8 protein-coding genes are annotated in these 12,810 nt (G+C 61.7%); 4 read left to right on the top strand and 4 right to left on the bottom strand.

The genetic code is table 11. From position 1 onward, the window contains the following. The first annotated feature begins 29 nt into the window (after window positions 1–29). Together cbiB and M2103_RS04000 are read left to right on the top strand one after the other, a co-directional pair. A complete protein-coding gene (gene cbiB / locus M2103_RS04005) occupies window positions 30–1,079 on the top strand; it encodes an adenosylcobinamide-phosphate synthase CbiB (RefSeq protein ID WP_345783540.1) in 1,050 nt (349 codons plus the stop codon). Between the two features lie 127 nt (window positions 1,080–1,206). Beyond that, window positions 1,207–1,743 (top strand): bifunctional adenosylcobinamide kinase/adenosylcobinamide-phosphate guanylyltransferase, encoded by a 537-nt coding sequence (locus tag M2103_RS04000; RefSeq protein WP_277508895.1) that lies wholly within the window; start codon window positions 1,207–1,209, stop codon window positions 1,741–1,743. Window positions 1,744–1,867: 124 nt separating this feature from the next. Here M2103_RS04000 and M2103_RS03995 read toward each other — a convergent pair whose 3' ends face one another. After that, window positions 1,868–3,508 carry a peptide chain release factor 3 gene (locus M2103_RS03995; RefSeq protein ID WP_277508894.1) on the bottom strand — a complete coding sequence of 547 codons (1,641 nt, stop codon included), beginning with the start codon at window positions 3,506–3,508 and terminating at the stop codon, window positions 1,868–1,870. Between the two features lie 145 nt (window positions 3,509–3,653). Further along, on the bottom strand, window positions 3,654–4,979 hold the full coding sequence (locus tag M2103_RS03990) for a class I SAM-dependent RNA methyltransferase (protein ID WP_277508892.1): 1,326 nt from the start codon (window positions 4,977–4,979) through the stop codon (window positions 3,654–3,656). A 765-nt stretch (window positions 4,980–5,744) separates the two neighbouring features. On the opposite strand from M2103_RS03990, the gene M2103_RS03985 reads away from it, so the two are divergent. Both M2103_RS03985 and M2103_RS03980 read left to right on the top strand, forming a co-directional pair. Then, the gene (locus M2103_RS03985) at window positions 5,745–8,180 is read left to right on the top strand and encodes a hypothetical protein (protein ID WP_277508889.1); all 2,436 of its coding nucleotides are present in this window, start codon (window positions 5,745–5,747) and stop codon (window positions 8,178–8,180) included. Between the two features lie 149 nt (window positions 8,181–8,329). Beyond that, window positions 8,330–10,018, top strand: a complete 1,689-nt coding sequence (locus M2103_RS03980; RefSeq protein WP_277508888.1) for a tetratricopeptide repeat protein — start codon at window positions 8,330–8,332, stop codon at window positions 10,016–10,018. Between the two features lie 19 nt (window positions 10,019–10,037). On the opposite strand, the gene M2103_RS03975 is transcribed toward M2103_RS03980, so the two are convergent. Together M2103_RS03975 and M2103_RS03970 are read right to left on the bottom strand one after the other, a co-directional pair. After that, window positions 10,038–10,613 (bottom strand): RsmD family RNA methyltransferase, encoded by a 576-nt coding sequence (locus M2103_RS03975; protein ID WP_277508887.1) that lies wholly within the window; start codon window positions 10,611–10,613, stop codon window positions 10,038–10,040. A 150-nt stretch (window positions 10,614–10,763) separates the two neighbouring features. Continuing rightward, window positions 10,764–12,617 (bottom strand): hypothetical protein, encoded by a 1,854-nt coding sequence (locus tag M2103_RS03970; RefSeq protein WP_277508886.1) that lies wholly within the window; start codon window positions 12,615–12,617, stop codon window positions 10,764–10,766. Between the last annotated feature and the right edge of the window lie 193 nt (window positions 12,618–12,810).

The following is a 12,810-nucleotide window of genomic DNA, read 5'->3' as shown; positions in this document are numbered from 1 at the left end:
ATTTATAAAATCCTTCAACATCCGGAGGGCTGAACCCCGCCGGACAAAACGGCGGCAACCCGTCGCGATCACCAACCGCCAGCTCCTTTTTCATTATCAACCCGTCGCTTCAAATCATCCTTTTTCCGCTTGTCGCCGGTGTCGCGCTTGACCTCGCGCTCGGCGATCCGCGCTGGCTTCCGCATCCAATTGTTGGATACGGGCGCGCCATCGCGGCGGGCGAGCGCCGCCTCAATCGCGGCTCGCACCGCGCGCGTTTTCTCAAGGGCGCGACGCTCGCTCTCGCGCTTGTTTTCGCGACTTGGCTCGCGTGGGCCGCGATCCTCGCGCTCGCCGCGCGCTGGCATGGCGCCGTCGCAGTGACGATTGCGACGTTTGGTGTTTTCACGGCGCTCTCGCACCGGACGCTCGTCGCGGAATGCCGCGCGGTGTTTCGCGCGCTCGGCGACGGCTCGCGCGACAACGATGCCGGGCGCCTCGCCGCCGCGCGCCGCCAGCTCTCGCGCATCGTCGGGCGCGACACCGCGCGCCTCGACGCGCAACAAATCCGCGCGGCAACGCTCGAGACGCTTTCCGAGAATCTCTCCGACGGCGTGGTCGCGCCGCTCTTCTGGTATGCGCTCGGCGGCGTGCCCGCGATGATGGCGTGCAAAATGGTCAACACGCTCGACTCGATGATCGGCCACCGCGACGGGCGTTATGAATTTTTCGGCAAAGCCGCCGCGCGCCTTGATGACGCCGCCAACTACTTTCCGGCGCGGCTCACCGCGCTCCTGCTCGCCGCCGCCTCTCGCAGCGGGCGCGCTTTTCGTTTCATCGTCCGCTACGGACGCGCGCACGCCAGCCCCAACTCCGGTTATCCCGAGGCCGCGCTCGCGGGCGCGCTCGATGCGCGCTTCGGCGGCCCGCACGACTACGACAGCGAGCGCATCGGAAAACCTTTCATCGGCGAGAATCCCCGCGCCATCCGCGCCGATGAAATCACACGCGCCATTCGCCTTAACCATGTCGTGCTCGCGTTCACGGTCGCGCTGGTAATCGCGGCGCGCGTTTTCCCGCCGCCCCCGTTTTCCCTCTGAATCCCGATGCTCTTTCAAATAAATATGAACAGCGAATGGACGCCAGTGAACGCGAATGCTTCGGTTGCGGCGGTTTATTTCGCGTCTATTCGCGTCCATTCGCGGTTCAAAAAAATCATCAAACCTCATGGCTAAAATAACATTTTTCACAGGCCCCGTTCGCAGCGGCAAAAGTCGTCGCGCGGTTGCGCTCGCAACCGGATGGGGGATGGGGACCGTTTTCGTCGCCACCTGTCGCCCGCCGGTGCGCGGGGCTGACGGCGCGCCGCTCGATTCCGAAATGGCCGAGCGCATCCGGCGTCATCGTGATGACCGCCCCGCGTGGCGCGTGCTGGAAGCGCCGCAAGACATCGCCGCCGCCCTCGATGCGCTCGCGCCGCCGCCAGCGGGTGTTGTGCTCGATTGCCTGACGCTTTGGGTTTCGGACCGGTTGGATCGCGAGGATGGCGAGATTATCGCCGACTGGGAGAAGCTGCTCTCGCACTTTCGCGAGGCCGCGTATCCGGTTGTCATCGTGAGCAATGAAATCGGTTGGGCGCCCGTGCCCGCGCAGCCGATCATGCGCCGCTTTCGCGACCTCATCGGCACGCTTGGCCAACTCACCGCGGAAGCCGCCGACGAGGCTTACCTCTGCGCCGTGGGCCAGGCGCTCCGGCTCAAATAAAGCGAAGCAGGGGCGCGTCCGGCGCGCGCAGAGAATTGCGAAAGACAAACGCGGCGGTTGGCGTAATCTCCTTGCGCGCGGAACGGCGTTTCAGGCAAATGGCCGCACTATTTATAAAAATGCTCTATTTCGCGTTTACCTGCTCTATCGGCATGTCGTGCAGTTTTAGGCCGGGATTTTTTTCCATGAAGTAGCGCATCGTCCAGTCGTTCGGGAAGAGCACGACGGGGTTGTCGAATTTGTCGGCGCCGAAACTCACGCCGCTCGCCACGACGAGCGCGGACGGGTTTGCGAGCGAGGGGTGCGGCTCCAGCCATTTGAGCAGCGTCCAGTTGGTCGGCTCCAGGCGCGACTCGGCGTTGTATTCGCTTTTCAGGCGCCATTGCACGACTTCAAATTGCAGCGGGCCGACGGCGGCGAGGAGCGTCGCGCCGGGCGGGGCGTTGCGCGGGGTGAAGGATTGCACGACGCCTTCCTGCAGGAGTTGCTCAAGGCCGGCGCGGTATTTTTTCGCGTCGGAGCTGGTCGGGTTCGAGAGGTAGGCGAACACTTCGGGCGGGAAGCGCGGGATTTCGTCGTAGGCGATGGCGCGGTCCTCGGTGAGCGTGTCGCCGATGCCGAAGGCGTCGTGGCCGACGAGGCCGATCACGTCGCCGGGCCAGGCTTCGTTGACGGTTTCGCGTTCCTGGCCGAAGAGTTTGTGCGAGGAGGAGAGGCGCACTTGCTTGCCGGTGCGCTGGTGCGCGACGACCATGTCGCGCGTGAACCGGCCCGAGCACACGCGCAGGAATGCGATGCGGTCGCGGTGCTTCGGGTCCATGTTGGCCTGGATTTTGAAAATGAAGCCGGAGAACTTTTCGTAATCGACAGGGACTTCGCGCGCCTCGGTGGGCGCGGGCGCGCCGGGCACGGTGATCGAGACGGAGCGGCGCGGGGCGGGCGGCACGGAGTGCTTGAGGAAGCCGTCGAGGAGGAGCTGGATGCCGAAGTTGTTGATCGCGCTGCCAAAATAGACGGGCGTTTGCTGTCCGGCGTGGATGGCGGCGAGGTCGAGGGGATGCCCGGCGCCGTCGAGCATGGCGAGTTGCTCGGTGGACTCGTTGAAGGTGTGGTCGTCGAGCTTGCCGCGCACGGCGGGGTCGTCGAGGCCGGTGATGTTGACGGGCGCTTCGTAGGCGCCGTTGGGCACGCGCTCGAAGAGGTGCACGGCGCGCTCGGTGCGGTCGAACACGCCGCGAAACGAGGGGCCGCTGCCGAGCGGCCAGACGATGGGCGAGGCGGCGATACCGAGCACGCTTTCGAGTTCGTCGATGAGCGCGAGCGGGTCGAGCGTGGGCCGGTCGCACTTGTTCATGAAAGTGAAGATGGGGATGCCGCGGCGGCGGCACACCTCGAAGAGTTTGCGGGTTTGCGGCTCAACGCCCTTGCCCGCGTCGATGACCATGAGCGCGGCGTCAACGGCGGTGAGCACGCGGTAGGTGTCCTCGGAAAAGTCCTTGTGGCCGGGGGTGTCGAGGAGGTTGACGGCGCAGCCGTTGTAGTCGAATTGGAGGACGGTTGAGGAGACGGAGATGCCGCGCTGTTTTTCGAGTTCCATCCAGTCGGAGGTGGTGGCGCGCTGGTTTTTGCGCGCGGTGACGGTGCCGGCGAGGTGGATGGCGTTTCCGTAGAGGAGGAATTTTTCGGTGAGCGTGGTTTTGCCCGCGTCGGGATGCGAGATGATGGCAAAGGTGCGTCGGCGTGCGATTTCAGCGGCGGGAGACATCGTGTGAATGCGGAGTTCGGAATGCGGAGTGCGGAATGAGAAAACCGCCAAACGTAGCGGGGCGGGTGCGGGTGCCAACAAGGAAAATCTTTGCGGGCGGGAATTCTCCTCGAGGCGGATTGCTCTTATCGTGTCACTCCGTCCTCTATGGCGCTTGCAATGTGATCACGCATTCCAGGTGGCGCGTTTGGGGGAAGAGGTCGAAGGGCTGGACGGCGGTGAGTTTGTAGCCGCGGGCGGTGAAGTGGGTGAGGTCGCGCATTTGCGTGGCGGGGTCGCAGCTCACGTAAACCACCGCGCGCGGCGCGTAGGTGAAGAGTTGCGAGAGGAAGTTCTCATCGCAGCCTTTGCGCGGCGGGTCGATGATCACAACGGTGTCGCTCGGCGGAAAATCGAGTCCGGCGAAAATCGCGGAGGCGTCGCCAGCACGGAAGGTGGCGTTGGCGATGTTGTTTGCCGCGGCGTTTTCCCTGGCGAATTGAACGGAGCTTTCACTGATCTCGATGCCGGTGACGCGTTCAAACGCGCGCGCGGCGGTGAGCGCAAAGAGCCCGCTGCCGCAATACGCGTCAACGAGATGGCGCGCGCCCGAGGCCGCCGCCTGCTCGCGGACGTAGCCGGTGAAGGCGGGAAGAATGAACGGGTTGTTCTGGAAAAAATCGCGCGCGAGAAAGTGCAGCGTGATGTCGCTGACGCGCTCGTTGATGATGCGGTCGTAATCGGTGGTGACTTCGCCGCCGGCATCGCGGAGGAGAAGCGTGGCTCCGCGCTTGAACTCACCCGCGGCGGCGCGGGCGCGGATGTCGGCGCGGAGCTCGGGGAGGCGGGTGTTGATGGCGTCGGTTGCGATGTCGCAGCGCGGGACGTCGAGCAGTTCGTGGCGCGTGCCCTGGCGGAGAAAGCCGATGGGAAATCCAGAATCTTGGGACAGCGTCGGGGACGACGCTGTCAGCACGCGGGACGCGTGCGCTCCCCGCGTCAACGGATTATTGAAGTGAGGCGTGATTTTGGAGCGGTAGCCGTATTGTTGCGGGGAGGCGATGACCGGCGAGACGGGGAACTCGATGCCGGCCATGTGCCGGAGCAGTTCCTCGACTTGGCGGCGTTTCCATGCGAGCTGCTCGCTGTATTCAAAATTCTGATACTGGCATCCGCCGCAGCGTCCGAAGAGGGGGCAGCGCGGCGTGATGCGGTGCGGGGACTGGGTGAGGACTTCGAGGAGATCGGCCTCGGAGTAGTTCTTGTGGTTGCGGAAGACGCGCGCGCGAACGCGTTCGCCGGGCAGTGTGAAGGGAACCATCACGACCCAGCCGGATGATGCCGGCGCGGCCGCGTCGGGCAGGGTGGGGGCGTCCTCGGCTGGCAGCACGACGCGTCCGAGTCCGACGCCGCGGTTGGTCAGCGTGTGGATTTCGAGTTCGATTTCCGCGTGATAGGGAAAGGGATGGTCGTTGAAGCGTTTTTTGGCCACGGGTGAAGAAGGCCGCGTGGTGGCTTGAGCCTCAAGTGCAAAAAGGCCCGAAGCGCAGTAGCGAGTAGATCAGAAGATTATTAACCACGGAGGACACGGAGAGGCACGGAGATCAGAAGATCAGAGGGCCAGAAAGCCAGAGAACGAGAGTGCCAGTTGATCAGAATGACTGATGCGCTGACTCCTGTGTTCTGGATTCTTTTTCTTCTTCCTCCGGACTCCGTGATCCTCCGTGTCTCCGTTGTGAATATACTTCTTCCCGGCTCGCTCTACTTTGTGCGCAGGTAGAAGCAGACGGTGGGTTGGCGGGGGTTTTTGCCGCACTTCAATGCGCAATTGCGATTCTGGCATAATTACAAATTGTCATCATGAAAAATGGGCTGCTGTAATTTTTCTCGTATTTACCGAAAGGTTCCGCCTTTTTCAAATCCTGTTTTAATCATGTTGCCCTATTGGTTTCAGGTTTTGCGAAAACTACCGCCTTCACTTGCGATTTTGGCCGCTTTTCTTATCGCAGGCGGAAGCGTTGCCCGGGCGCAGAGTTACGCGCCGGAAACTTTTTTCCATGATCCCGTGCAGCGTGTTTTTCCCGTCGAGCTGGCGCGGGTGCTGGCCTGGCGCGAAAACATCGCGGCAAACGCGGACATCACCGAAATTAAATACAGCGTGAATTGTGCGAGCGGAGGCTCCGCCGAGTGGACGTTTCGCTGGATCGACGCGCGCGGAGAGACATGGCGCGAGGCGCAAATTCGCTACGAGGCTCCGTTGTTGCGCAACGGGGCTCAATTTTACCGGGAGGTGACGCGCCAGTTTTTGCAGGCACGCTGGGCGCCGTTTGAATCGGCGCAAACCGGGGAGATCGAGAACGCTTTCTGGGAGGGGCAGGATTGCTTGGGGATGTCGCGTCTTGCAACTGTGCGCGCCGCCAAGGCGGAGGAGTCTGCGTTGCATCGCACTGGCGACGCGGCGGCGGCGGCGCGCCAGGGCGGACACTTGCTCGTTTGCGCGCTGCCGGGCATGACCCGGATGGTCACGCTCGATTCGACGCTTGCCGCGCGCGGGGCGGCGTGGTTCGCGCTCGCGCAAAGCGCAGTCGGCAGTGAGGCCGGGGCGGAACGCCCGTGGGCGTCCGTGCTCTGGCTTGCGCGCCGCCAAAATCAGGCCCGCGAGGTCTGGCACGGGCACGGGGCGGGCGGCAAAACAACGCAGCCCGCCGCCGTATCAACCGACGAGGCTGTCGAAAATCAGTCCGCGAATGTCGCAATCGACTGGTGGAGGTTTATATTCAGTCCGCATACGCCGCGCGAAGCGCGCTTGCAAGCAGGGCGTATTGATTCGCCGGCGTGGGGTGTTGCCATGCTTTACAGCAGCGTGCCGGAGACAAGTGATGTCCTTTCCTTTGCCAGATGCCTGAAGCTCGTTGCCGACATCGAGTATGAGGCGGCTCACGATTACGTGGCCGAAATTCAGGAACGCGCAATATGGAGATTCAATTGGGATACACTGGCATGGTTTCATTCAGCGAGGAGAGAATGGCTGGCGGCCTTGCACTCATGCGGTGAGAAGGAGATCGGGGCGATTCCGGGCGTGTTTGCTGCGCTCGAAAAAGCGTCCGCACCAAGTGCGAATGATCTTTCAAAGGAAAAAACCGACGCGTTTCTTGTGGGGTTCCGCGAGGCGGCGGAGCTTGTTCGCGCGGGGTATCACCAAGGCTCCGGCACGCTTGCGCCGGTGGCAACGGTCACTGCCCGTGATTTACTTAACCATGGATGGGAGTTTTTCGGCATCGCCTTCGCGCAACGTTATCACTTCATGCAATCAGCCTCCGAAAATAGTCCCGAGCCGGCGGCCTTCTTAGGCAGGCTGCTGGGACTTTTCCCCGAGTTTGGTGTGTTTCTTCACAAAGACAAATGGGACTCAAATTTGCCGCGCATCAGCAACATCAACCGGTTGCAACGCGTGGAGGTGGCGGGCTACCAGTTGTCGGCGGATTTCGATGCCTCGTTCGGCGTGTTTCCGAGGTTCGGCCAGGTTAATCCGCAACGCGCCGCCATCATGGCACAGCGAAGCTGGCTCATGCGCGAGCATTTGACGTGGAGTTTCTGGGGCGTCGCCGCGGGCAATGCCGACCCGAAACAGATGTCGGCTTTTTTGCACAGGCTTGCCGATGAAGGCGGCCCTCTCATGGATTATGGCGCGCTCACTGTGATCACAAACCCCGTCAATACCGCCATCATGGCACGAATCCCGGATATTGATGATTTGCGAAAACGCTTTGCGAGGGACATTCAGCCGAGCTACATGCCATGGATATGGGTTCTATGTAATGAGCAGACCGAGGGCATGCCGTCTTTTGAGCGAGCGCAACACATCGAACGAATCTACTGGCAGGGCGTGGCTGTGCCGGGCCTTGTGGGCGAGGCGTTTGCGCAATACCAGCGCGCCAATGCGATAGATGACATCAAACGCTTACACAAGCGACTCGCCGGCGAAGTGTTCCATCACGCTGATTACGCCAATAATGTTGCGAACGGCCCGTATATTATCGCTTTGTATGAAAATGATGGCGCCTCCGCGCGCGAGATCACTGGCAGAATGAATGCCGGCCCAATCACTTACCGATGGATTGAGCTCCACTACGCGCTCATGTTTGGAAACGTCAATGCTTTGGAAAAATTGTGCAAGGACAGGCAGATTGATATGCCGAGCGACCTGTCCTGGCAGACTGTCGTTCCGGACTTGATAGAGCTTTGGCGCGGACTGTCGGGAAATAGTATAGGCGAAGGGCGGCGCGCGCTGCTTATGAATTATGCAAAGCAAGAAAAACCCCTGGGGTCCGAAATTCTGTGGCTGTTCGCGCGCCGGCTCAATCTCAGTGGAGATGAAGCTGCGTTGCTCTTTAACAGAGAGCCCCCCGTCTTTCTCTTGGAAAATAGCGCCTATACCGCCTATTATCGTGAGGATCGCGAGGCATTCAAGACGGCGCTGGTGCAATTGGAGGCGCAAAAGGCCTACACGTCCGTCAACTCATACCTATTATTGCAAAATCTGCGCCGCGAACTGCTCGAAATACCGACGGTTGAAAATACCGCCGACCCGCGACCCGCGGATTGGAAACCGATCGAGGAAGAGTTGTTGGATGTTATACTAAAGCGCATCCAGTCGAAATCGACCGCAACATCAAGCGCCACACATCCCTGAAACCGATGGAAAAACAACCCACCATTTCCGTTTTCAACCGCCACGCGGCGCTCCGTTGGCTTTCGCCAGCGGCGAAATTTGCATGCGTTCTCGTCGCTTTCGCTTTCGGAATCATCGCAAACGCCGCCCCATTGGGAAAGAATAACACGGTGACCATTGTCAATGGAATCGGGCGTCCCTACACTGTGTATATTGACGGCAAACCCCATGTCTTCGAGGAAGGCGCGGGCGTGCTGCACCTGTCGTTTCCATCGGGGAAACATACCGTGCGCGCCTCAATTGAGGCGCCGGGCGGCGCGGTCGATTACAAGGGCGAATTTGAAATTGACGGGGGCTCGCTCCTGGGCGGCCTGTTTAATAAAAGCGCCACCATAATCAACCCCGACCGCACGGCTGTCATTTTATACGCAAAAATAGGAATATCCAAAGCAGGAACCCCCGACGCCCAGTATGTGTATGACGACAAGTCCACGGTGCATGTCGGCGAGGATATAATCCAAGTGCCCGTTGCCGACTATTATTTTTCCGACAAGCCGGACATGGCGAGTTCGTGGACGGGCTGGCGCTCGCACGTTGACATGCTGCGCCTGCCGCCGGCATCCATGGTTGCTTATATAGAAGGCGTAACCAAACGCTCCGACGCGGTTGCCTATCTCAACCGGCTTGGCCGACTGAATCCGTCCGACAGGCACGTGAGCATGTGCGCCGCGCACTACCTGACGCCCGCCGAGGCGGAGCGGTTTTTCAAAATGCACCTCGACACCCGCCCCGTGCAAGTGCCCTGGCATGAAAGCTACCAAAATTACCTGCGCTCGCAGCCCCCGAGCAACACTATGGACAGTCATTACCGCCCGCTGCTCGCCGGTGCCGATCTGGATGACGGCGCGTTGCTCTATGTCATTGCGCGAGGAATCGACCGCAGGGACAACTACGAGGTGGGCGAGTTATACAGAAAAGCCCTGCGCGCAAAAAAACCATGCGCCAGTGCATGGCTGGCACTGGCGAGCGAGGCGGAGGATTTGCTGGATTTCGACCTGGCTCTCGTTCGTCTGGAAAAAGCCGAGCAGTCCAATGTGGATACAACCGGCGCGGGTGTGGATCGGATCGCGCTGTTGCTGGCGCTCGGACGCAAAGACGAGGCCTTGGAAACAGTAAAACGCCTGCGCAATGAAAATCCCTTCGATTTTTTCGCAATGGCGAAATACATGCATCTGCTGGGCTATTGCGGTGGAAGCGAGGAGGAAAAGGATGCTGCCATAAACGGATACGAATTGGCGCCTGACGTGGAAGTCTCATACCGGCATCGCATGGATGCTGTTGCCGTGCTGGAGGCGGCGTATTGTTATGGCAAGGGAGACTCGAATGGCTACGTCCACAATTTGCAACGAATCGCAGAGACCCCCTGGGTTATGTTCAACCGGGCATTGATCAGGGGCGACCACCGGCAGGCGCGCGCCGTTCTGGACAAATCGATGGCGGATAACTTTTACAACTGGCTGTTGTTGTATATTGTCGCCTGTGAGCACGGAGACACAGTGGCTGCGGAACAATACTTCACACTGGCGCTTGAAAAAATGAAGCGTGGCATGAAGGGGCCGAGATGGACAGCCGAGTCAATAGAACAAACTGGGGACGCGAATCCCGCTGTGTATATACAGAGCCAGTATACCCCGAAGGTGAAACGGGTGTTGTTTTGTGCGTTTGGGTGGCGCTTTCCGGCGCGGCGTGAGGCGTTTTTTCACTGGGCGAGGCGCATGAACTACGAAGTGGAATTTCCGCGTCTCCTGCTGGAGCAGAACATGCAATGCCAGAATTCCTTTTTGTGGACAGTGCGATAGCGCGCGATGGATGCCGTGGTCAAGAACCACGCAGGTAGAAGCAGACGGTGGGTTGGCGGGGGCTTTTGCCGCCGAGGCGTTTGGCGAGGGTCCAAGCGGGAGGTGTGGCGAGCGTAAGTTCGCCGGGCATTTCGAAGACGATCACGGGGTCGATGCTCGCGGCGAGCCATTCGGCGGTTTTGGCAAAGAAGACGGGGGCGAGGTTGCCTATTATTTCGTAGGGCGGGTCGATGAAGACGAGTTCGGGCGGGGGCGAGCCGGCGGGGGGCGTCCAGGCGGCGAGATCACATTGGGAGACGTGGAGCGTGCGCGGGTCGTGCGCGGCGCTTTTACAGACGGCGGCAATGTTGGCGCGGAGGCAGGACGCGGCTTTTGCGTTTTTTTCGACAAAGCAACCGCTCGCCGCGCCGCGGCTGATGGCTTCGAGTCCGTAGGAGCCGCTGCCGGCGCAGAGGTCGAGGAAATGCGCGCCGGGTATGCGCGAGGCGATGCTGGAGAAAACGGATTGGCGGAGTCCGTCGGTCGCGGGCCGGACGGCGTCGCCTTTGGGGACGGTGAGCGGGATTCCTCGTGCTTTGCCTCCGCTTATGCGCATGACGGTTTCAGGTTGTAGGGGCGCACCTCGCGTGCGCCCTTGGTTGCGCCCGTTTTGGGGATGCACATGCAAACAGAGCTTCGCAAGCGAGGGCGCACGCAAGGTGCGCCCCTACGGGGGCGTTTTTTCGAATTTGCGGTGATTGCATTCTCACTTGGCGGGTTGATCGGCGTCCGGCTTGGCTTTGGCCTTGGGTTTGCGGGCGCGGGGGGCTCCGGCGGTTTTGCGTTTTGCCTTGGCGGGTTTGGCGTTGAGCCAGACCGAGGTTTCGCCGGCTTTTTCAAAGAGGCCGAACCAGAATATCTCGCCGTTGTGCTCGACAAAGGTGGGCTTTGTGTCGGCGTCGGGCGGCACGACCAGCCCGGCGTCGGTCAGCCCGGCGACAAACTCGGTTTCGCCCTGGTCTAGCGCGCGCGCCAGATAGCCGACTTCGCCGGATACGCCGCTTCCGCGTTTGTTGGGTTTGAGCAGCGGGCGGACCGCGTCGAGGGGCGAATGCGGAATGGGGGCAGCGTCGGGGGCGACGCTGTCGGCACGCGGGACGCGTGCGGTCCCTTCGCCGGGGACGACGCTGTCGGCGCGCGGGACGCGTGCGGTCCCCTCGTCGGGGGCGTCGCTTGCGACGTCTTCGTCAATCGGTGCGTCCGGTGCGGGGGGGGGCGCGTCGGGCGTCGCAAGCGACGCCCCTACGGGATCAGTTGAGGCGGACTTGGCGGTTTGCGCACCGTCGGCGTCGGCGGGAGGGGTGGTTTTTTTGGTGCCGTTTTTGTTGTCGCGGGCGTTGATCCAGATGTTGCCGCGGTTGTCCTTGTTGAGCCAGTAGAGCGAGGCGCCGATTTCGACGAAGGTGGGTTTTTCGTTGGGCGCGGCGGGGACTTGGAGGCCGAGGCCGGTGAGCGCGGCGGTGAGTTCCTCGTCGGTGGTTTCGAGCGCGCGGGCCAGGAAGCCGACGCTGCCGGAGATGCCAGGGCCGTGACGGTTGCGGCGCATTTTTGGGCGGATGCGGTCGAGGATGGTTTGGGCGGCGTCGGGGACGACGCTGTCAGCACGCGAGACGCGTGCGGTCCCCTCGTCGTCAGGGGCGGTTTCCTCCGAGGCGGCTGCTTTTGCGGATGCTTCCTGCCGTTCGGCGCGGCGTTTGGCGGCTTCCTCGGCGCGGGCGGCGCGCTCGGCGTTTCGTTTTTCGACGCGGGCTTTTTCCTCGGCGCGCTCGGCGGCGAGTTCCGCGTAGGCGGGGTCGTCGGGCGAGAGCGGAGTGGCGGGGACGGTGCGGAACTTGGGCTGCGGTTTTTCGCGGGTGTTGATGAAGAGTTGTCCGCGGTTGTTGCGGTTCACCCAGTAGAGGTCGTCCTCGAATTCGAAATACTCGGGCTCGGCGTCCTCGGTCTCGGGGATGGTGAGTCCGCATTCCTTGAGCGCGCCGGTGATGTCGCGCTCGGGGAGTTGCCAGCGTTTGACGAGGTAATCGACGGCGACGGACTGGCCGGGGCCTTTTTGGTTGTTGCGCATGTGGGGCTTGAGCGCGTCGAAGAAGGTCGGGAGGTCGTCGTCGAAGTCGAGGTCGTCCCATTCGTCGTCCGTGTCGGCGGCGTCATCCTCGGCGAGGGCCTCGGGGTCGTGGTCGCGCTCGGTGTCGCGGACGGGGCGGAGGGTGGCGGCGGGAGCAGGCGCGGTGTCGGTCGCCGCGTCGGTTGACGGAGGCGCGTCGGGCGTCGCTTGCGACGCCTCGGCGGCGGGGGCGGATGGGGCAGACTTGGCAGTCTGCGTTACGTCGGCGGGGGCGGGTGGCGGCGTGACCGGGACGAGCGCGGCGGGCGGTGTCCAGTCGCGTTGCGTGGGGCGGCGGACGAGGCCGGTGAAGGCGAGCGAGTTGGTCGGCGAGGGCTGGTAGTTGACGATTTCCCATTCGTCCTTGCCGAGGTTGTTGAGATAGGTTTCGAGGAGCGCGGGCGTGGCGAATCCGTGGATGCCGCTTGTGATGACTTTGTATTCCCAGAGGGCCATGTGTGTGAAAAGTGTGAAGAGTGACGGGTGCGGAGTGAAATTGGCTGGGTCGTTTGCTAAATTTGTAAAACTGACGACGCGCAAGGCATCCCAAATCGCGCGGGGTTTGCCGAGACTTATTTCTTGGAGATTTTTACGGGACGAATTTTTACGCGCTTGTTTCCACGGCGCTCACGGCTAAAAGGGACGGCAC

The sequence above is a fragment of the Ereboglobus sp. PH5-5 genome (assembly GCF_029504805.1).
Lineage (GTDB): Bacteria > Verrucomicrobiota > Verrucomicrobiia > Opitutales > Opitutaceae > Ereboglobus.
This window is presented reverse-complemented; position numbering and strand designations above follow the sequence as displayed.